The 21233-nt window shown below is 51.0% G+C and carries 21 protein-coding genes; 9 read left to right on the forward strand and 12 right to left on the reverse strand.

The annotated features are described in order from the left end of the window. Positions 1 to 3: 3 nt before the first annotated feature. From QUF18_RS06385 to QUF18_RS06395, 3 genes are all read right to left on the reverse strand, one after another. Entirely contained in the window at positions 4 to 1176 is a 1173-nt protein-coding gene (locus tag QUF18_RS06385) for an ABC transporter substrate-binding protein (RefSeq protein ID WP_289386241.1), read from the reverse strand. 21 nt (positions 1177 to 1197) lie between these two features. Continuing rightward, positions 1198 to 2292: a 5-methyltetrahydropteroyltriglutamate--homocysteine S-methyltransferase gene (locus tag QUF18_RS06390; RefSeq protein ID WP_289386242.1), complete on the reverse strand. Its 1095-nt coding sequence runs from the start codon at positions 2290 to 2292 to the stop codon at positions 1198 to 1200. A gap of 169 nt (positions 2293 to 2461) precedes the next feature. After that, positions 2462 to 2920 (reverse strand): Lrp/AsnC family transcriptional regulator, encoded by a 459-nt coding sequence (locus QUF18_RS06395; RefSeq protein ID WP_289386243.1) that lies wholly within the window; start codon positions 2918 to 2920, stop codon positions 2462 to 2464. Positions 2921 to 3057: 137 nt separating this feature from the next. Between QUF18_RS06395 and QUF18_RS06400 the strand changes: the two genes are divergently transcribed. Together QUF18_RS06400 and QUF18_RS06405 are read left to right on the forward strand one after the other, a co-directional pair. Further along, positions 3058 to 3798: an AzlC family ABC transporter permease gene (locus tag QUF18_RS06400; protein ID WP_289386486.1), complete on the forward strand. Its 741-nt coding sequence runs from the start codon at positions 3058 to 3060 to the stop codon at positions 3796 to 3798. Next, a complete protein-coding gene (locus QUF18_RS06405; protein ID WP_289386245.1) occupies positions 3795 to 4094 on the forward strand; it encodes an AzlD family protein in 300 nt (99 codons plus the stop codon). Before QUF18_RS06400 ends, QUF18_RS06405 begins: the two co-directional genes overlap by 4 nt. An 85-nt stretch (positions 4095 to 4179) precedes the next feature. Here QUF18_RS06405 and QUF18_RS06410 read toward each other — a convergent pair whose 3' ends face one another. The 6 genes from QUF18_RS06410 to QUF18_RS06435 form a co-directional block, all read right to left on the reverse strand. After that, on the reverse strand, positions 4180 to 4824 hold the full coding sequence (locus QUF18_RS06410; protein ID WP_289386246.1) for a dihydroxyacetone kinase family protein: 645 nt from the start codon (positions 4822 to 4824) through the stop codon (positions 4180 to 4182). A 9-nt stretch (positions 4825 to 4833) separates the two neighbouring features. Continuing rightward, positions 4834 to 5835: a dihydroxyacetone kinase subunit DhaK gene (locus QUF18_RS06415; RefSeq protein WP_289386247.1), complete on the reverse strand. Its 1002-nt coding sequence runs from the start codon at positions 5833 to 5835 to the stop codon at positions 4834 to 4836. A 23-nt stretch (positions 5836 to 5858) separates the two neighbouring features. After that, entirely contained in the window at positions 5859 to 6881 is a 1023-nt protein-coding gene (locus QUF18_RS06420; protein ID WP_289386248.1) for an ABC transporter permease, read from the reverse strand. Then, positions 6881 to 8443, reverse strand: coding sequence for a sugar ABC transporter ATP-binding protein (locus QUF18_RS06425; protein WP_289386249.1), 1563 nt, complete (start codon positions 8441 to 8443; stop codon positions 6881 to 6883). Before QUF18_RS06425 ends, QUF18_RS06420 begins: the two co-directional genes overlap by 1 nt. Positions 8444 to 8692: 249 nt before the next feature. Beyond that, positions 8693 to 9703: a substrate-binding domain-containing protein gene (locus QUF18_RS06430; RefSeq protein ID WP_289386251.1), complete on the reverse strand. Its 1011-nt coding sequence runs from the start codon at positions 9701 to 9703 to the stop codon at positions 8693 to 8695. 31 nt (positions 9704 to 9734) lie between these two features. Next, positions 9735 to 10760: an ABC transporter permease gene (locus QUF18_RS06435; RefSeq protein WP_289386252.1), complete on the reverse strand. Its 1026-nt coding sequence runs from the start codon at positions 10758 to 10760 to the stop codon at positions 9735 to 9737. Between the two features lie 198 nt (positions 10761 to 10958). On the opposite strand from QUF18_RS06435, the gene QUF18_RS06440 reads away from it, so the two are divergent. Further along, complete coding sequence (locus QUF18_RS06440; RefSeq protein WP_289386253.1) at positions 10959 to 12023, forward strand: LacI family DNA-binding transcriptional regulator; 1065 nt, start codon at positions 10959 to 10961, stop codon at positions 12021 to 12023. Here QUF18_RS06440 and QUF18_RS06445 read toward each other — a convergent pair. Together QUF18_RS06445 and QUF18_RS06450 are read right to left on the reverse strand one after the other, a co-directional pair. Further along, positions 12013 to 13146 (reverse strand): sterol desaturase family protein, encoded by a 1134-nt coding sequence (locus QUF18_RS06445; protein WP_289386254.1) that lies wholly within the window; start codon positions 13144 to 13146, stop codon positions 12013 to 12015. The two genes, QUF18_RS06440 and QUF18_RS06445, sit on opposite strands and share 11 nt — an antisense overlap. Then, the gene (locus tag QUF18_RS06450; RefSeq protein WP_289386255.1) at positions 13143 to 13763 is read right to left on the reverse strand and encodes a phosphatase PAP2 family protein; all 621 of its coding nucleotides are present in this window, start codon (positions 13761 to 13763) and stop codon (positions 13143 to 13145) included. Before QUF18_RS06450 ends, QUF18_RS06445 begins: the two co-directional genes overlap by 4 nt. Positions 13764 to 14026: 263 nt before the next feature. On the opposite strand from QUF18_RS06450, the gene QUF18_RS06455 reads away from it, so the two are divergent. From QUF18_RS06455 to QUF18_RS06480, 6 genes are all read left to right on the forward strand, one after another. Continuing rightward, the gene (locus tag QUF18_RS06455) at positions 14027 to 15037 is read left to right on the forward strand and encodes a 3-oxoacyl-[acyl-carrier-protein] synthase III C-terminal domain-containing protein (protein ID WP_289386256.1); all 1011 of its coding nucleotides are present in this window, start codon (positions 14027 to 14029) and stop codon (positions 15035 to 15037) included. Continuing rightward, positions 15037 to 16014: an NAD-dependent epimerase/dehydratase family protein gene (locus QUF18_RS06460; RefSeq protein WP_289386257.1), complete on the forward strand. Its 978-nt coding sequence runs from the start codon at positions 15037 to 15039 to the stop codon at positions 16012 to 16014. The genes QUF18_RS06455 and QUF18_RS06460 overlap by 1 nt, the downstream gene beginning before the upstream one ends. Beyond that, the gene (locus tag QUF18_RS06465; RefSeq protein ID WP_289386258.1) at positions 15998 to 16852 is read left to right on the forward strand and encodes an MBL fold metallo-hydrolase; all 855 of its coding nucleotides are present in this window, start codon (positions 15998 to 16000) and stop codon (positions 16850 to 16852) included. Before QUF18_RS06460 ends, QUF18_RS06465 begins: the two co-directional genes overlap by 17 nt. Positions 16853 to 16854: 2 nt before the next feature. Beyond that, positions 16855 to 18147, forward strand: coding sequence for a F390 synthetase-related protein (locus tag QUF18_RS06470; RefSeq protein ID WP_289386259.1), 1293 nt, complete (start codon positions 16855 to 16857; stop codon positions 18145 to 18147). Positions 18148 to 18258: 111 nt separating this feature from the next. Next, positions 18259 to 18696 (forward strand): Ros/MucR family transcriptional regulator, encoded by a 438-nt coding sequence (locus QUF18_RS06475; RefSeq protein WP_289386260.1) that lies wholly within the window; start codon positions 18259 to 18261, stop codon positions 18694 to 18696. A gap of 384 nt (positions 18697 to 19080) precedes the next feature. Then, positions 19081 to 20475 carry an amino acid permease gene (locus tag QUF18_RS06480; RefSeq protein WP_289386261.1) on the forward strand — a complete coding sequence of 465 codons (1395 nt, stop codon included), beginning with the start codon at positions 19081 to 19083 and terminating at the stop codon, positions 20473 to 20475. Positions 20476 to 20513: 38 nt separating this feature from the next. Here the strand turns inward: QUF18_RS06480 and QUF18_RS06485 are convergent, their stop codons facing one another. Then, positions 20514 to 21188, reverse strand: a complete 675-nt coding sequence (locus QUF18_RS06485) for an LrgB family protein (RefSeq protein ID WP_374807018.1) — start codon at positions 21186 to 21188, stop codon at positions 20514 to 20516. Between the last annotated feature and the right edge of the window lie 45 nt (positions 21189 to 21233).

Here is a 21233-nt window from a genome sequence, read left to right on the forward strand (position 1 = left end):
GCTTTACAGCTTTGCTTTGGCCGGATCTTTTACGGCTTCGAAAGTGTCAAATTCGACATTCCACAAACCACCATCAACCTCACGCACTTCGCGCATATAGACATTCTGGATGATGTCACGGGTTTCCGCATCAATGGAAACAGGGCCACGCGGGCTTTCCCATGCCTGACCTTTCATCGCTGCAATCAACTCCGGTCCGGTTGATACACCACCGGTTTCTTTCAGAGCAGCCGCAATCAATGCAATGCCGTCATAGCCACCGACAGACATGAAATTCGGGCGCATACCATTGGCGCTCTTACCGACTTCTGCCACATAGGCTTTATTGGTTGCGCTCTCATGAGCAGCCGAGTAGAAATGTCCGGTAACGGTGCCAAGCGCGGCAGAGCCCATTGCAGGCAGCAGGTCATCATCGGTCAAGTCGCCGGTGCCAATCAGTCTGATGCCCGCGCCCGCCAGATTGCGATCGGCATATTGCTTCATGAACAAACCACCCGCGCCTGAAGGCAGGAACACAAATAATGCGTCCGGCTTACTATCCAGTACACGCTGCAGGAAAGGCGCAAAGTCAGGATTTTGCAATGGCACACGCACAGATTCAACCACTTCACCGCCACCCTCAACAAAGGATTTGGTGAACCAGGTCTCCGCATCTACTCCCGGGCCATAATCGGACACCAGAGTGACAATGCGCTTAATCTTATTCTGAGCAGCCCACTTGCCCGTTGGCCATGCGGTTTGCGGCGCAGTGCAGGAGGTACGGGTAAAATAAGGTGAGGCTTCGGTAATTGTGGCTGTTCCGGCAGCCATAATAATCGCCGGAACTTTAGCACGGGAGATAACCGGCGCAACTGACAGCGCAAGCGGCGTCAGACCAAAACCAGTCAAAACCTCAACACCTTCATTGACGATGAGTTCCTGAGCGATACGGCGGGTCTGATCGGCAACCGCCCCGTCATCACGCAACACAATTTCAATCTTGCGGCCTTCAACCACATCACCGTGTAAGGCCAGCCATGCATTAACACCGGCCTGTACCTGACGGCCGACAGAGGCAAACGGGCCGGTCATCGGCACGATAAGACCAACTTTGAGCGGTTTTACATCCGCCCGTGCAGGCATGGCGACCAGAGCCGCCAGCGATACGCCGCCGATGAGAAATTGTCTGCGTTTCATGATTATTTTCCCCGCTGTGCTTTACGCTTCGCCCCAAAGATCGTGCGCGACCTTGACCACCAGCTCCAGCTTGCGGCGCTGATCATCCTCTGTCACAGCATTGCCATGCTCGGTTGATGCAAAGCCACATTGTGGTGCGATACCAAGCTGATCCATGTCGACATATTTTGCCGCCTCATCAAACTGACGACGCAGGCTGTCCATAGTTTCCAGTTCAGGGGTTTTGGTGGTGATAAAACCGGCCATAATGCGTTTATTGCCCTTTGGCAGCAGTTTCAACGGCTCCAGACCGCCTGCACGCTCGGTGTCATATTCCATAAAGTAAATATCAACATCGGTCTTGTTGAAGATCGCATCAGCCGCAGCGTCATAACCACCGGATGCGGCAAAAGTGGAACGGAAATTACCACGGCACATATGCATACCGATCAGCATATCACTTGGGCGGTCTTTAATCGCTTCATTCAGCATCCATGCATAGCGGTCAATCAGCCAATCCGGATCCTGTCCCATCGCGTTCCGCTGCTCACGCTGTTTCGGATCACCAAGATAAGCGAAGAAAATATCATCAAGCTGCAGATAGCGGCAACCCAGAGCATAATAAGCTGCGACCGCGTCTTTATAGGTCTGCGCAATATCCGCAAACAGCACATCAGGGTCACGATATTCCTCTGGCTGGATGTCAGCAGGATCCGTGCGGAAATGCACGCAGGACGGGCCCGGAATAGAAATTTTAGGGCAGACTGTCGTATTGTCTTTGACGAAAGAAAAATGCTCAAGCATCGGATGGTCTTGAGGAAAACCGAGCTTGCCATTGATCACAGGGCGAACAGGCGGAATTTTTGTGCCATGAAACTGTACACCTTCGTCACGCACAGCCATGTCCATACCGTCAAGCATACCCATGAAGTCGAAATGCCAGAATGCACGGCGCACTTCTCCATCGGTAACAACTTTAAGACCAACATCTTCCTGCATTTTGATCATTGCAGGAATTTCGGCATCCTCAATGGCGCGCAGTTCAACAGCAGGAACTTTGGCTGCACGGGCATCTGCAACAGCGCGGGGACGTAAAAGACTTCCGACATGATCGGCGCGAAACGGAGGAACTGGCATGGGCATAACCTGACTTTTGTCAAATAAACTGGATAGATAGCCCTTAGCCAACACGCCCATGAATGAAAAATGGTTGTTATTCATTCATCAATGAATTTTATTCATTGATGGTCTTTTTTAATATTATTTATGATAAATTGTCAGAAGCTTTTTGTGTGACTCTCCACCACTAAAGCGGCATAACAGACGTCTGCTTGACAGTCTGGCTCGGCACATCCGTTTTCAGATTTTGCACCCCTTTGATACGGCTGAGATATTCAGACTGGAAGCGGCGATAATCCTCAATATCAGCTGCAACAACACGGATCATTGCATCGTAATCGCCCAACATAAAATAACATTCCAGAACCTGAGGCAGCTTCAAGATTTCATCCGCAAATTTTTGCAGCGTTTCTTCATCCTGCTTATCCAGCCGGATTCTTGTAAAAAACGTCAGACTTTTATTGATTTTTGCCGGATTAAGCACCGCAACATAGCGGTCAATCACCCCCGCCTCCTCAAGCAGTTTCACCCGCCGCAAACAAGGAGACGGTGACAGCCCCACTTCCCGTGCAAGATCATTATTGGCAATGCGCCCGTCATTTTGAAGCACACGCAGAATCTTCTTATCAACCTCATCCAGTTTCATTGGCTATAAATTCCACATTATTCAAAAAAATTAATACACAATGCCAAACTACACCAAAATTGCCCAATAATAGCAAGAAAATTGCGATGAAAATGATCTATTTTGCCAATCCTGATCAATTTTATAGCCAGAAAATCATGGACATTTCACAAGTTTATGCGCCGACGAATAACACAACGGAACAGCGCTCAGAGTTTTGGCGCGGTGCGCAGGCCGGTTTTCCGGTGCTGCTCGGCATTATTCCCTATGCTCTGGTGCTCGGAGCACAGGCAGCACAAAAAGGTCTGACGGTTCTGGAAGTTCCGCTGATGACCGGCCTTAATTTTGCAGGCGGCTCTGAATTTGCAGCTATTCAACTGTGGACATCGCCGCCGCATATTTTACTGATTGTTGCGATTACCTTTTTGGTCAACAGCCGTCATCTGTTAATGGGCGCAGCACTTGCACCGTTCATCCGTCATTTGTCCAAGCGCAAAGCACTGGCGGCACTCTTTTTAATGTGTGATGAAAGCTGGGCTCTCGGATTAGATGATGCCCGCCGCCGCAAAACAACCGGGCATATCAACGGCCTCAGCATGCCGTTTTATTTTGGTGTGGCTGTGCCCTTTTACGGCGCATGGGTAGCATTCACTGCGCTTGGCGCAGCCTTCGGCCCGATGATGGGGGATTTGCGGGTTTACGGCTTTGACATGGCCTTTCCAGCTGTATTTCTGGTGCTGCTCGCAGGCATGTGGAAGGGATTTTCCGCCGCTCGTCCGTGGTTGATTAGTCTTGTCATTGCTGCCACGACATATCTGATGCTCCCCGGTGCATGGTATGTGGCTGCCGGTGCACTCTCCGGTCTGATTGCCGCCTATCTGCTGGCAGGTGATGAATGATCGATCCTATTGTCGCTCTCACCATCGTTTTGATGGCCTCTGTCACCTATCTCACCCGCATCGGTGGCTATGTTTTGCTCCGTAACCGCACATTAGGCAAACGGGCAATGGCAGTGATGGAAGCTGCGCCGGGCTGTGTGCTGATTTCTGTTATCGCCCCGGATTTTGTCTCTGACAGACCTGCAGATCTGCTTGCATTAGCGATAACAATTCTGGCTGCCACACGATTTTCAATGTTGCCAACCGTTGTCATCGGCATTGTTTCGGCAGGACTGTGCCGTTATTTAATCGGCTAATAAAAATCATTCAATAAAATAGCAGCAAGTAAAAAAGCCCCGGTCTCACTCAGGAGACCGGGGCTTTTTTCATAATATTACAGGATTAGTTTTGCGCTGAAACAAAAGCAGACATGCTGGTAATCAGCAGCATACCAACTGTTGCACCGGCGTCCTGAAGACCAATGGTCTTTTCCTGAAACGCTGCGGCTTTACCATGCTGTGCAACCATAGTTTTGGTCGCTTCCAGCGCATCTTCAGCGGCTTTAGCGGCTGCTGCAAGTGCATCTTTCAGGGAAGCGCCGGAAGCAGCCTGTGCTTCCAGTGTCACTGCAATCGGATCAAGCACGTCGAGCAGTGTTTTATCGCCAACTTTGGCTTTGCCACGCTCGGCAATACTATCACGATAAGCACGCCAGAAAGCGGCCACTTCATTTGTGCCGATTTCGCTCACGCCTTCGCAAGCTTTACTTGCACGCAGAAAACCGGTTGCAGTCAGTGTGCCCATTGTTGAAGGTGCAACGCGCGCCATAATGGCACCCGCTACACGCAGCAGTTTGGCAATACCTGCGTCTGCGTCCTCAGCATGTACAGCTTCAGCTGCTGCTGCAAAGGCTTTGCTCATGGTAATGCCAAGATCGCTGTCACCCACTTTACCATCCAGTGCGATCAGAAAATCGCGCTGTTCAGCAAACAGTTCTTTCCAGCTGTCAAAGAGATTGATCAGATCGGATGCGGTAATAACATTCATGATCAGACCTCAACCGGCAATATGTTTGAAGAATGGTGTGTTGGCAGAAGCAGCAACCAGAGGCTCCAGCTCATCATCCAGATGCAGAACGGAGATCGAGGCACCGGCCATTTCCATCGATGTTGCAAATTCACCGAGCCAGACGTGTTTAACCTTTACACCACGCTCGTCAAACAGCTGTGAAACGCGACGGAACATGATGTACAGTTCTTCCAGCGGTGTGCCGCCAAGACCGTTCACCAGAACAGCAACTTCATCGCCCTGCGCGTAGTCCTGCTCTGCAAAAATGCGACCCATCAGTTCGTCAATAACGGCATCAGCATTGGCAAGCTTCTTACGGCTGATACCTGGTTCGCCATGGATACCCATGCCGATTTCCATTTCATCTTCACCGATGGAGAAGGTTGCATGACCAATTTCCGGCACAACACAGCTCGACAATGCAACGCCCATGGTACGGGTACGCAGACGCGCTTTATCAGCAAGACGGGTTACTTCATCCAGCGACAGCAGCTTTTCAGCAGCCGCACCGGCAACTTTATAGACGAAGTAAATGCCTGCAACACCGCGACGCTTGTGTTCTTCACCAACAACGGAAGAAGCCACATCATCATTACCGACAACCTGCTTAACAGCAATACCGTCGAGGTCAGCCAGTTCTGCAGCCATGTCAAAATTGATGATATCGCCGCTGTAGTTACCGTAGATGTAAAGAACGCCGGCGCCCTGATCGATCGCCTTGGTAACCTGATACATCTGCTCAGAACTCGGTGACTGGAAGACGCCGCCAACGGCTGCGCCGTCAAGCATACCTTCACCGATATAGCCGAGGAACAGTGGCAAATGGCCGGAACCGCCACCGGTAGCAATACCAACTTTACCTGGTTTTTTATTGGTTTTAACCATGCAGCGCTTGTCATTATCGACATAGCTCAGCTCGGGATGTGCCCGATAGATGCCTTCAAGCATCTCATCCACGAAATTGACGGGATCGTTCAGGAATTTCTTCATGATTTCCTCTTGAGAGTATCGGGTTATTTTTTGCGTTGACGGGTGACGAAGAAGGCCGCAGCAAGAAGAATGAAGCAGCCGACGACAAGACGCTGCCATGTGCTTGGGATGCCAACCAGCACCAGAACACTGTTAAGGACGACAATAAGAAGCACACCGAGAAGCGTGCCGAAAACGGAACCTGTACCGCCGGTAATCCGTGCGCCGCCGAGAACAACGGCAGCAATCACACCGATTTCGGTGCCAACGAAATCAAACGGGCTGGACTGGCGGTTGGCTGAGACGTGGATGATACCGGCCAGACCAGCCAGACCACCGGCATAGCCGAACAGGAAGATATGGATGGTGCGCAGATTATAGCCCAGACGGCTGGCGATCTGGCTGTTACCGCCCATTGCGAAAATCGCACGACCCATCATGGTACGGTTGAGAATCCACCATGTGAGAATAGCAGCGGCAGGAAGCACTAAGAAGTACAGTGGCATTGTAATGGTTGCGCCATTAGCAGATTCAAACTGAAACAGCGGCATACGGCCAAAAGCACTCATCGTTGGCGGCAATGTCATGATCCAGACCGTACCAACAAAGGCCAGCAGGAAGCCACGGAACAGATATTGCGTACCGATAGTGACGATTAATGACGGCACATTGAGATAATGCACCAATAAGCCATTGAGAACACCGAGAAATACACCGCCTGTAATTGCCATCATAATGATGAAAATAATCGGCAGTTCCGGCATATAGTTCTGCACCAGCAGCGTCAGCGAATAGACGGTACAAGCAGCAATTGCCGTAAACGAAACGTCAATGCCGCCTGCGGCAAGAATAATAAACACACCAAGAGCAAACAGCCCCATCACCACACTGGCGCGGCCGATATCAATCAGCGTTGATGCCTGCAAAAATGCCGGATTAACAATCGACACAACAGTACAAATTGCCACGAGCAGAAAGAACGTGATCGATTCAGGGCGTTTGCGAATGAATTCACCCAGCTTGAAAGATCCGGTGCGAGCCGTATCTTGCTGATATTGCGCGCTCATTAGGCAGTTTCCTTCTGCGATGACATCATGGCTTGATAAAGCTGGTCTTCGGTGGCTTGTGCCGCATCGAACTCTGCAGTGATGCTGCCTGAATTCATGACGAGAATACGGTCGGCATTTTGCAACAGTTCCGGTAGATCATCGCTAACGATGATGAGCCCCATACCGGCTTCTGCCAGCCCCTGAATAACGCGATAAATTGTGTCTTTGGAACCAACATCAACGCCAACAGTCGGACCATGCAGCACCAGCAGTTTCGGGCCGATGCTTAGCCAACGGCCGATCAGAACGCGCTGCTGGTTCCCACCGGAAAGCGCACCGACCGGCAGGTCGAGGTTTGTGGTGTTCAGGCGCATATCCTGCATCAAAGATGCAGCGATGGTGCGGCCTTTTTTCTGATCAACTATGCCAAGGCTGTTGCAGAGCTTGCGGAAGATCAGGGCAATTTCATTTTCAAAAATTGACTTATCGAGGAACAGACCTTCAGCAAGACGATCTTCCGGCACGTAACCGATACCATGTTCAATCGCAGCAGCCGGGCTTTTCACCTGTGTTGCCTTGCCTTCAAGGCTGATCTTGCCGGACTCTGCCGGCACAACACCGGTGATCGCCATAGCCAGCTCGTTACGACCGGAATCTGCAAGACCGGTAATACCGAGAATTTCACCCTTACGCAGGTTAAGACCGATATTTTTAAAGCCTGAAGCCGTGAGATTATCAAGTTTCAGCAGTTCCTCTGCCGCCGGTTTACCTGTGCGGTAACGCTCGGCATCAATTTCACGACCGATCATCAGTTCGGAAAGCTGCTTCTTGGTGTAATTTTCAATCGGTCCCTGCGCCACACACTGACCGTCGCGGAACACAACCGCATTCCCGCCGATGCGATAGCATTCATCAAGCTTATGGGTGACGAAGAGAACGGCAACACGCTCGGCACGCAGACGCGCAACCACTTCAATCAGATTATCGACTTCACGGCGTGTCAGCGAGGTGGTTGGCTCATCCATAATCACGAGCTTAGCGCGTGTCGCAATCGCACGCGAGATCGCCACCAACTGGCGCATAGCCAACGGCAGTTCGGATACAACCGTATTCAGAAAAGCTTTGTCATTTGGCAAGCCAACTGCGTGCAGTGCGCGTGCAGCGGTCTCATGCAGTTTCTTCAGGTTAAGACGACGGAACAGTCTGCCATTGCCTTCAACAAGCTGCTCATTCAGCGCTACGTTTTCAGCAACAGTCAAGTTCGGAATAAGGGACAAGTCCTGATAGACCGTCTCGATACCGGCGGCCAAAGACTGGATCGGATTTAAAGATGTGTAGGTTTTGCCATCAAGAATGATCTCACCTTCGCTTGGGCCGTGAGCGCCGGACATGATCTTGATAACCGTACTCTTGCCGCAACCATTCTCACCCAGCAGATGATAGGCTTCGCCGAGGTCGATTGTCAGGTCAACGCCGCGCAGCGCGTGAACACCACCAAAGCGCTTATAGATATTGCGCAATTCGAGAAAACGATCCGCAGGTCGTTCAATGCTCGCTGCAATGCTTGTCGTAGTTGACACGTTTAATTCCTTTGCCGCTGCACCGTCTCGCTCATTTGCGATTGGAACCGCTTAGAAACCGGCTGATTTTACACTTTAACGTCTGTCATTCGGAATGTGACAGGCACTTCAAGCCGTTGGTTTCATTTACTCTTCAGCCGGATACAGATATCCGGATGCGCGCTTCGGGAGGGCGCATCCGGATCTATGACCCCGTCGCACGGGATGGAACGACATTCCGGCAACAGGATCAGATCTGTTCAGGTTTTCTTAGAACAGGTGTTCTTTGTAGGTCGCCTTGTCAGCGATAACCATGCCGTTACCGATAACCAGCAGACCTTCGCCTGCACCCTTCTTCACGCGAACGCTGTTATAGCCTTCAACGCCGAGATCGGTACCGTCTTTAACTTCCTTCTTCTCGATGAACATGCGAGCAAGCGCATTCATCGCCATACCGGCTTTCTGTGGGTCCCAGAAACCGATTGCAGTGATCGCACCGGATTCCAGCAGATCAGCTGAAGGGTTTGGCAAGCCGGTGCCGACGAGGCAAACCTTGCCGCTCAGACCAGCTTCATCAATCGCACGGCCGATACCGAGAACGTCATTACCGGCAGAAGTCTGGAAGCCCTTCAGATCAGGATGCTTGCGCAGAATTTCCTTGGCTTTTTCATAAGTGCCGTTGGCATCGTCGAACGATTCATTGTTCGGATCAACGATCTGCATTTCCGGATATTTCTTGGCATTTTCTTCAGCAGAAGCAACCCACTGCATGTGAGTGCGGCTGCCGAGTGAGCCAACAAAAGTTGTCCACTTGCCACTATTGTTCATGCACTGTGCCAGACGCTCATTGAGCGCAATACCGTAATCAGCATTATCAAAGGCTTCAACGTCAGCCATTGTGTTGATCTGGTTGTCAGCTTCATGGGTCACAACAACAATGCCACGCTCCATAGCGCGCTTGAATGTGCCTTCCAGTACAGCCGGATCCATAGGAACAACTGCCAGCGCGGTTACGCCTTTAGCAACCAGATCCTGAACGATCTGCAGCTGCTGAGCCGCATCAGATGTTGCCGGACCGCTCTGGGTCGCAACCACATCAGGATTGGCTTTCTGATAGGCTTCAACGCCGGTATTCATACGGTCGAACCAAGGAATACCGCTGATTTTAACCACGGTCGAGATAACAGGCTTTTCCTGCGCGACAAGAATGCCTGCGCTGCCTGCAACCATTGTTGCGCCAAGAATGCTACCGGCGAGCAGTTTTTTCGTAATTAATTTCATTATTTCCTCCAGACGGACTGACCCTCAGTGTCTATGTTCGGGTGCCTGAGGGTTGAGCACCGATCGTTCCCTGTTGGCGATTGCCAAAGGTAAAGAAACCCGCAATGTCGTATTTTCCGACTGCAAGGAAAGCGAGCAATAGCAGGCCCCAAGCAAAATCGCGGACAAAATTGGAAAGACCGCCAAAGTTAAGCAGGCTGGACATCAGCTGCAGGGCAATCGCACTGAGCACCACGCAGATAACGCGGCCATAGCCACCTTCCGGCTTCACACCAGCCATAACGGCGATGAGAATGGCAACCAGAAGATAGGAGCTGCCATAGTCGAATTTTACGTTCACGTTACGCGCAGCAATAATCACACCGGCAATACCAGCCAGAAAACCACTGGTGGCGTAGGTTGCAACCAGCACGCCATTACGCGGAAAACCGGCAAATTCAGCAGCTTTCGGATTGCTGCCCATCAGCATCAGCCAGCGGCCATAAGGCGTGAAACGCACCACAGCACCGATTACAGAGGCGATAGCGATAAAGATGATGAAGCTGATCGGCACGCTCAGGAACATATCATTGCCGATGCGCGACAACAGATCAGGACTGCCAACCATCACGGCGCGACCACCGGAGACAACAACGGCCAGACCCGTGAAGGCCATCTGCGTGCCAAGTGTACAAAGGATAGGCGTGATTTTAAAACGAGCAATCAGCACACCATTTACGATACCGCCCGCCAGACCGATCACAAGTGCCAGTCCGATAAAGGCAAGGCTGAACGCCATCGGGCTTTCTGCACTCGACACAAAAGATGAAACGAGCACGGCGGACAAAACACCAGCCAGATTAGCCAGCGCAATACCGGAAAGATCAATCCCGCCATTACCGGCACACATTGCCAGCATCACGCCGATTGCCAGCAGCCCGAGTTCAGGAATCTGCCCTGCCATCGACTGCAAATTGAACAGCGACAGGAATGAGCCGCCCGAAATATACGCGCCGAGCGCAAGCAATCCGAGATTGATGACAACGAGCATAGCAAGTTGATTGCTTGTCTTCTGCATTGTCGCTTCCTACCGTGTTTACTAAACAAAACTATTATTCACTAAATAAATTACCGGATGCCTAGGGGATGTCAAGCGTGCTATCAGGGAATTGTGGTTGCCTTACACATGAAATTACCCTAATCGTTTTAAATCAGAGCGATTTTGTTTAGTAAACGCGAATGAACCCCGATAATGCCGAATAGCCGTCCGGAACAAATGAAAAAGAAAAAGTCCTTTACGATCAGAGATATTGCTGAAAATGCGGGGGTTTCTCCCGCAACCGTTTCACTTGTTCTCAATGGTAAAGGCGAGATTTCCGGCGAAACACGGGCTCGTGTTCTCGAATCCGTATCCCGTCTCAATTATGTGCCGCGTATCGCCAAAACGGGCTCGGGCGGTGCGGGAACGATTCGCTTTTTGAAGATCGCCAAGCATGGCGGCACCGTTAATCGCGATCATAGTGTGTTCGTTTCCGATTATATTGACGGCATGTCACTGGAAGCCACGAGCCGCAATTATGCGCTGGAAGTGGTGAGTTTCGAGGGGCAGCCAATCAGTGCTGTGGCTGAGACTTTGGCAGGCGCACCTATTCGCGGTGTGATTGCGTTGGGCACGGAACTGTCCTCTTCAGACATTCATATGATTCAGGGACTGGGCTTCCCGACTGTTTTTATCGACACGTTTTATGAGGTCGTTGAAGCCAATTTTGTCGATATGAACAATGAAGACGCGGTGTTTAAAGTGCTGTCGCGCTTCAAACAGGTTGGCTTCAACCGCATCGGCTTTGTTGCCAGCCACACGGAAACCACCAATTTCCGCCTGCGCCGCGATGCATTTTTCAAAAACATGCAGCGTCTGGAACTCAAAGCCCAGGAGCGTGATATCCTCTCGGTGGAATCCACTTATGAAGGCGCTTATCGCGACACCTGTGCCATGCTCAATGCCGGACTGGATCTTGCTGAATGCTATTTCTGCACCAATGATATTATTGCCTATGGCTTTATCAAAGCATTGAAAGAAAAAGGCATCCGCATACCGGAAGATGTCTCGGTTATCGGTTTTGACAACCTGCCGCAAAGCGCAACGATGGAGCCGGGCCTGACAACGGTTGAGGTTTCCAAGCGTAAAATCGGCAATCTGGCAGTGACCATTCTTGATGATCTGATCAACACCTCAGACCCTCAGCCGCCGGTAAAAATTCTTGTCGGCGCCAGTCTGGTCGTACGCTCCAGCGTTGCCGAATTGACAACCACCGAAAAACCCCCTGCTTTTACAGACTGATATCCTCGTTTCGCACAAAAGCACAACGACCCCAGCCGAGCATGACAGCTGTACTATGCAAGGCTAACAGCCCCATACAGATCATCCAGAACGGATGATGCCATTGAAAATATATGGCAAAACTGAGCAACATCAGCCACGTATTTACAAACCAGCTCACAACGGCCCATTGCCTGCCTTCACTAATGCCACCGAGAGCAACAGACCCCGCCGCGAGAAGCAAGAACAATAACACTTGCTCGGTAACAGACTGGCTGATCTGGTAGCCATAGAGCCAGATATAGCCGGTCACCAGCGCAAACAGAATAACAGCACCGCTAAGCACGACAAAACCGGAACTGATAAAATCCGGTTTTTTATGCTGCTTTTTCGCTCTGCGTGCCTGCAAATAATTGCGGAACGGCTCATTGCTGGCCACAAAAGGATTTTGCGAAGACTTATTACCTTTCACTCCATAGGCGAAATCTGTTTCAGGCAAATCCGGCCGGTAAGTGCCGAACAACCGGTCAAAAAAGGCAAAGCTTCCCGCATAATTGGAATCTGAATAGGAGCGGTCATTCACATGATGAATACGGTGATGTGCAGGTGTCACCAGAATATATTCAAGAAAACCGAGACGCGGCGTCAGCGCACTATGGTTCATCAACTGGATTGAATAATGAAGCACCGAAACCGTGATGAATATTGGCAGTGGCACGCCGAGCAGTGCCATAGGAATGAAAAACGGAATAGAAGCCAGCGAAGAATACCAGGAATTGCGCACTGCCAGCGACAGATTGAAATGCTCGCCCTGATGATGCACCACATGCACCGCCCAAAGCAGCGCGAATTTATGATGCAGACGATGCAGCCAGTAAAAACAAAAATCCCACATCAAAATCGCAAACAGCCATAACCAGACCGGCGGCCAGTCCGACACGATATTCAGGCTGAAATTTGCAACGATAAAGCCATAACACGCCAGCTCCAGCCCGCGAAACAACCAGAGCATCAGATGGCCGGAGTTCAGGTTGAACACCACATCATGCCAGTCGACTTTCTCCTTACCGGTTCTGCTCAGGATCAGCATTTCACTGAGCACAAGGATAATCAGCAGAAAAATCGGAAATGCGATCGCCATCATAACGTCTGTCCCGCAACTTTATCCGCTTTCCGGCTCAGTATCAGTTGCGCAAGCAATCCCGCAACAATTGCAAGCACCGCGCCGCCCAGCAGATCAACAAACTGATGACGGTGCAATTGCAGAATAGAAACTGTAATGGCCAGCCCCCACACCGCAAAAAACAGGCTGCGTAATGGCATATGTTTTTGCCAGAGTGCACAAACGGCCAGAATTGTCAGTGTGACATGCAAGGACGGCAGACAATTTTGCATTGAATCAAACCCGATAAGCAAGTTCAAAGCGGATGCGCTGATTGTATCCTGTGTCACCGGTGGAAAGATCATTGTCGTTGGCCAGAATATAAACACCACACCTGCGCCTAATGCGGAAAGCTGCATGGAGCGTGCCAGCCAAAGCAAACGCTGCGCCGGACAGAGCAAATAGCCCAATGCAACAAGCGGGAAAAACGACAAGTAGAGCCAGATCGCATTCGGATCAAAATCGAACCACAGATCAATTGCTGAAGGTTGCAGCATAATGGCAGATGCCTGATCCTGACTGCTCGTCAGACTATAAACCAGCCCGACAGCGCCCCAGCCAGTCAGCATCATCCAGAGGCGTAAATACAGCGAATTCATACAATCTCCCACCAGAATGCGTATGCTCTACGGGCGCTCACAGCACTCTAACACTTTATACTTACAGCATAATTTTACCGAAAACCGGCTCAGATTTTAGAAATTATACTGTAGCGAAATATAAGTTTTCGCTGAAACTCACGCCGCTAAGTAGCCTGACTTTGTCGCAATTGTCACTAAATTCGGTAACAAAACGTCTCTTGACGAGGGCCGGCGATCATGCGACCCCGTAAGATAACGCCACAAATTAAGTGCGAGTATTGATGACCATCCTTAAAAATGGTGCGGGGAAACCCGGATTGCGAATTGCCGGAACCGGCGCTTATCTGCCCAAGAAATGCGTCTTTTCCTCAGACATTGATGCGATGCTGGGCTGGCCTTCAGGGACTATTGAAAACCGCTTTGGGCTCACCGCCCGTTATGTGGCTGAAGGCGATGAAACCAGTTCTTTCATGGCTGAGCAGGCAGCTTTGCAGGCACTCGATGCTGCCGGTATTGCACCGCAGGATCTTGATCTGATCCTCGGTGCCTGCGGCGTGATGGAACAGGTTATTCCTTCTACCGCCACATTGGTTCAGCACCGGCTGGGTTTGGGAAAATCCGGCATTCCTGCCTATGATGTCAATGCAACTTGCCTCAGCTTCATTCAGGCGCTTGATCTTGCTGCAATGAAAATTCAGCTGGGTCACGCCCGTCATGTACTGATCTTTTCTGCTGATATCGCCTCTGTCGGACTGGACTGGAAAGAACCCGATGTGGCAGCCATTTTTGGCGACGGCGCCGCAGCCGTAGTCCTCACCGCAGATGGTGCAGGTTTAATTGCCAGCCGCTTTGAAACTTACTCAGAGGGACGAGATGCCTGTGTTCTCGCTGGTGGCGGCACCCGCATATCAGCGGCGGTTGATCCGGTCGCGGCGGCAGAAGCCTCCTATTTCCGCATGAACGGACAATCCGCCTTCCGCGTAACTGCCCGCTATCTGCCACGCTTTTTAAAACGACTTTTTACGCAAGCTGAGCTAAATATGGCGGATATTGACTGCATCATCCCGCATCAGGCGAGCGGCCTTTCCCTTACCCATGGGCTGGCACGCGTCGGGCTTGATCCTGAAAAAGTTATCCAGACCTTCTCACGCTTCGGCAATCAGATTGCCACTTCTATTCCAATGGCGCTGCATACGGCGATTACTGAGGAACGGTTGCAACGTAATGATCTGGTGTTACTGGCTGGCACCTCCGCAGGCATCTCCATCGGCGGCGTGGTGCTGCGATATTAATGGCTAAAGTGCTTGTCACAGGCGCCACAGGATGCCTCGGAAACCGTCTTGCCCAACAATTATCGGCTCAAGGCCATCAGGTGCTTGCGCAAGGACGGGATTTGCAGGCAGGTCAGTTGCTGCAAGCACAAGGCATTGAGTTCATTCCGTTTGATCTGCAAGGCGATTATCCGGCACATGCCTTTCAACAGGTCGAATTTGTTTTCCATTGCGCGGCACTTTCAACCGCATGGGGCAAGGCAGAAGCGTTTCAGGCTGTTAATGTCACCGCAACGCAGCGCCTGTTGGATGCATCCCGCAAAGCCGGTGTAACGCGATTTGTCTTTGCTTCCTCGCCGAGTATTTACGCCAACGGGCAAGACCGCTTCAATCTGACTGAAGATGCAGAACTGCCTGCACATTTCCCCAGCCATTATGCCCGCACTAAATATGAGGCTGAATGTCTGGTGCTTACCGCAGATCAGGCAGGCGCAATGCGAACAACAGCTTTACGCCCAAGAGCGATTTATGGCACCGGAGACCGCTCCCTGATGCCGCGTCTGTTGCAGGCGATTAAGCGCGGCCGTGTACCAATGATCGGCGGCGGGCAAACTTTAATCGACATCACGCATGTATCGGATGCTGCCCGTGCCATGGCACTGGCGGGGTTCAATAACAATGCAAGTGGCGAGATATTCAATATCACCTCCGGCAAAGCCTACCAGTTTTCAGAATTGCTGGCCGCTGTCTGCGCCTTAAACCATTCTGCACCGAAGGAAATCCATATTTCCTATGGCAGAGCTATGAAGCTGGCCAAGGGACTGGAGTTTCTGCATCGTATTTTTGCACCTGATCGGGAACCGGTTCTGACCTGTCAGGCGGTCGCCTCACTTGGGCGCAGTCTGACTCTGGATATCAGCAAAGCGCGAGAAAAACTGGGTTACGTGCCAGCTGTGACAATTGAAGATGGTATTCAAGATTATGCAGCCAGTCTCTGAAATCGTTCTGGACTTTACCTCTTTTCATGTCGGGTATTGCCGCGGCCCGCTGGCAATGACGCAACGTGGCACGCCATGGCGCATTGCGCGCTTTCCGGCCGGTATTGCGGTGCTACGCCATCCTCAGCGTGGTACAATTTTATTCGATACAGGTTACGGCGCATTATTTGAACAGGCGACGAAGCCCTTTCCGGAGCGGATTTATCGCTGGCTGACACCGGTTACATTTAACCCCGATGATAGCCTGCCCAAACAGCTGGAAAAATACGGCCTTGCTTCTCCCGACTTAGTGTTTCTGTCGCATCTTCATGCGGATCATGTGGCGGGCCTGTTCGATCTGGCCACCATTCCACCAGTCATCTCATCGCTTGCCGCAATTGAGAAATTGCAAGCCGGTCGGCTTGCGACCTTAAAAGCAGGGTGTCCGGCAATGATCCGGGACAAACTGCAATCACTAAACTTACAAGCGGTGGAAACCTTGCCGCGTATCAGCCTTGCGCCTTACGGGCTTAGCGCCTTTGGCGATGGTTATGATCTGCTAGGCGATCAGTCTGCGTTGGTTGTAGCACTGCCTGGCCATGGCTTTGGCCAGACAGGCTTGTTTCTCCCCGCCACGACACAAGGCGCGATCTTTCTGGTTGCCGATGCAATCTGGAGCCTTGAAGCTCTCAAAGCCAGCCGGCTGCCACCGGATATGACTTTGCGCCGCCTTGGTGACCGCGATGCTTTTGTTGATACATTTGCCAGGCTGCGCGCATTTCATCTCGCACATCCGCAGGTGCGGATTATGGCGTCTCATTGCACCGAAGCCTATCCTATGAATGACGGCGAGGTATGAGAATGAACCCGCTTTCTGTCTTTCTTCGCGCCCGCTACAACAAAGGCTTTACTTCGCGTGAGGCGATTGAGCGCCATCAGCACAAGGCGTTCAAGCACTTACGCCAGCACATCATGCCCCGTTCGCCTTTCTATGCAGCTTATGCGGATAAGCCACTCTCTGACTGGCCTTTAATGAATAAAGCGCTGATGATGGAGCATTTCACCGCGATTAATACGGTAGGCATTACCAAAGAAGAGGCACTGCATATTGCTTTGACTTCCGAACAAGAGCGTAATTTTGCGCCAATGATCGGACAGATTGCGGTTGGTCTTTCCACCGGAACGTCAGGACAGCGCGGGCTTTTTGCCTCGAACAAACGCGAGCGGGCGCTTTGGGCGGCTTTAATGCTGGGACGTTTCTCACCGTCATTTTTGCAGCAACAGCGGGTGTCTTTGTTCCTGCGTGCCAATAATATGCTGTATGAGCGGCTGGGCAATGCGCTGATCAGTTTTGCGTTTTATGATTTATTACACTCTTTCCGTGAGCATCTACCAAGATTGGCCGAACAGCAGCCGACTGTTCTGATCGCGCCCGCGCAAATCCTTGGTCTTTTGGCGCAAGCACAGCAAGACCGGATCATCAATATTGCACCGCGCTGTATTATCTCTGTTGCCGAAGTGCTGTCTCCTGAAGATCAGCACAAGATTGAAGCAGTGTTTGGCGTAACTGTGGATCAGGTTTATCAATGCACCGAAGGCGTGTTAGGCATGACTTGCCGTGCGGGTAACCTGCATCTCAATGAAGCCTATATGCATATAGAACGCGACGTGATTGATAAAACCAGCGGTGCTTTTGCCCCTATTGTTACTGATCTGACACGCGAGACCCAACCGGTGCTAAATTACCGGCTTGATGATATTCTGATCCCTGACAATGAACCCTGCCCCTGTGGCTGTGCCAGTCTCCGACTGAAGCGGATAGAAGGTCGTTGCGATGATATTCTTTATTGGCGCGGAGAAAATGGCGCACAACTTATGATACCGTCTGATCTTATCCGGCAGGCTATGGCGACGGTGCAGACTTCTATAAATGATTACAGAACGGTGCAGCATGGTCAGTCATTGTTAGAGATATGGCTGGAGGCGACTGATTTTGATCCGGCCTGCAATGAGATCGCACATAAGTTACAGGCATTGGCGGCGAGGATGAACGCGCAATTGCCTGAGCTGCGTTTTCATGCCGGCATTACTATGCAAATCGACCAAAAGCGTCGTCGTATTATTACAATTACAGAAAAGAAACAGCGAAATTGATTGCTCACGCGTGATAAGAGTGAATTTAAAGTGGTTTATCAGCACTTGCAATTATAGCTCAACGCTCTAAATACACCTTTAGTAGTATATATTTGAAAGCGCAATTTGCAGATGTCCAACGAAACATCATCTAAAATCAATAGTTTAGTTCTTACAGCAGATGTTGTTTCAGCTTTTGTTGCAAATAACTCTGTTTCTAAAGATGACCTCTCAACCCTGATTTTGCAGGTAAGTGATCAATTTTTGGCACTAAGCAACCCAATATTACCGGTTGAAACAATTATTGAAAAGCCAGTACCCGCTGTCGCCGTCAAAAAATCATATGACAGTGAAGTTATGACTTGCCTTGAATGTGGCAGCCAGTTCAAATCTCTGAAAAGGCACCTCAAGAGCAACCATAATCTGACACCAGAAGAATATCGCGCGCGTTGGGAACTGCCTGCGTCTTATCCTATGGTTGCCCCTGCATATGCGGAAAAACGCTCCGCTTTGGCAAAAACCATCGGACTTGGTCGCAAACCAGGACAGTCTCCGAAAAAAGCATCCTGATATTTACATTTTTTCGTCTGACGAGCGCGCATCCCGAAAATTATAAAGTGGGTTTTCGGGATAATATGCATTTCCAATAGCCCGAGCGGCTTCAACAGCTCAACATTTACTGTCCCTATAGAGAGCACCGGAAATTACTGTCCGGTGCTTTTTTGTTGCCCGTCCGGCCATGGGAAGCAAATTCAGCTCACAGCTTATGCGACATTAGTCTAACCTTATGCAAATTTTGCTTTCACTCGCAAGCACACAGGAGTAATCGCTCAGGGTGTTTGTCTGTGCGAAGGAATCATTGCGCACCGGCACACATGCAGAAAACAAAAACAGAATATTTTCTTGGATTTAGGAGGGGAAATATTCTGGCAGATGAATTGTGAGGCATACTGAATGGATACTGCATCCGGGCGCACGCATTCCCAAGAGGAAGAGCCCCATCTCGCCCGTAATCTAAAAAACCGCCATTTGCAGCTGATCGCCATCGGCGGCGCTATTGGTACCGGTCTTTTTATGGGCTCGGGAAAAACAATTTCACTCGCAGGTCCGTCGATCCTGCTAGTTTACGCGATTATCGGCTTAATGCTGTTTTTCGTCATGCGCGCATTGGGCGAACTACTCTTGTCCAATCTGAACTACCGCTCATTTGCGGATTTTGCCGGTGACTATCTCGGTTCATGGGCACAGTTTTTTACCGGCTGGACCTATTGGCTATGCTGGATTGTAACCGGTATTGCCGACGTAGTGGCTGTTGCGGGTTATATGTCGTTCTGGTTCCCTGAACTGGCGCTATGGGTGCCTGCTCTCGGCCTAATCGTCGTGTTGGTGGCACTGAACCTGCCAAATGTGCGCAATTTCGGTGAGATCGAATTTTGGTTCGCGCTTATCAAGATCGTGGCTATTGTTGCGCTGATTATTACCGGCGTTATCATGCTGACATCCGGCTATACATCACCAAACGGCACAGCGGCCTCTGTCACCCATTTATGGGATCAGGGCGGTTTCTTCCCGAATGGTTTCTTCGGCTTTGTCGCCGGTTTCCAGATTGCGGTTTTTGCCTTTGTGGGTATTGAGCTGGTTGGTACAGCGGCAGCTGAAACCGAAAATCCGGAACGCAATCTGCCAAAGGCGATCAACTCGATCCCAGTGCGTATTGTGCTGTTCTATCTCGGTTCGCTCTTCGTCATTATGACTGTAATGCCTTGGAACCAGGTTGACCCGTCAAGCAGCCCGTTTGTCGCCATGTTCTCGCTGGCAGGCCTCGGCATTGCCGCGCATGTGGTAAATTTCGTCGTGCTGACCTCAGCGGCTTCCAGCGCGAATTCCGGAATCTACTCCACATCGCGTATGATTTTCGGTCTGGCAAGCTATGCGCTGGCACCAAAAGCTCTCGGCAAACTGAACCATCGTAAAGTGCCGGTCAATGCGCTGTTCTTCTCCTGCATCTTCCTGCTTGCAGGCGTTGTTCTGCTATATGCAGGACAGAGCATTATTGAAGCTTTCACCATTGTAACCACGATTTCGGCATTGCTGTTTATCTTTGTCTGGTCGATCATTCTGGCATCTTACGTGCAGTATCGCCGTAAGCGCCCTGATCTCCATGCAAAATCAAACTTCAAAATGCCAGGCGGCTATGTCGCTGTGGCAATGGTATTTGCATTCTTTGCTTTCATCCTCTGGGCACTGGCTCAGCAGGCTGATACGGCACAGGCATTGCTGATTACACCGGTCTGGTTCGTCCTGCTGGCTGTGATCTACTTCTTCATCGCGAAGAAGAAAAAAGCCTAAACAACATAACAAGGCCACTCATCAGAGTGGCCTTGTTATTACAGCAAAATCCAGCGGATCAGCGGCGCGGCAAAAACATTGACCAAACCGACCAGCACCATCACCAGACCGGCAATCGTGCCCTCTTCCTGACCAATCTGCTGCGCCTTAGCCACGCCTGCGCCATGCGCGCCCATGCCAAACAAAGCGCCACGGGCAAGGCCGGACTTCAACGGCAGGAAGCGCAGTAATGTATCGCCGAGTGCTGCGCCGATCACACCAGTCACCACGACAAACAAAGCTGTCAGGTTGGGAATACCGCCAATATCTTCAGACAAGGCCATCGCAAAAGGTGACGTCACCGAGCGTGGCAGCAGGCTAAGACGCAAACTGCCGTCAAGACTGAGCAGACTTGCCAAGCCCCATGCTGAGAAAATTGCCACGGAACTACCAACCAAAACACCAAACATCAGCACCGGCCAATATTGCCGGATTGTTGCTCTTTGTTCATAAATCGGCACCGCAAAAGCAACCGTTGCCGGCCCCAGCAACATCACCAGCCAATGGGTGGCACTGTTATATTCGGCATAGGACGTGCGGAACAGCAAGACAGCAGCGATCAGCAGAACCGGAGCAGCAATGAGCGGCGAAAACCAGACATGCGGCCAGCGACGGTAAAGCTTTTTCGCCAGCAGATAAAACAGGATTGTTACTGCAGACCAAAGCACCATCATCCAAACTCCGGGCATCCAAATTTCGGGCATCCACAGCTCAGGCGT

Source organism: Pseudochrobactrum kiredjianiae, assembly GCF_030362795.1.
Taxonomy (GTDB): Bacteria; Pseudomonadota; Alphaproteobacteria; order Rhizobiales; family Rhizobiaceae; genus Pseudochrobactrum; species Pseudochrobactrum kiredjianiae.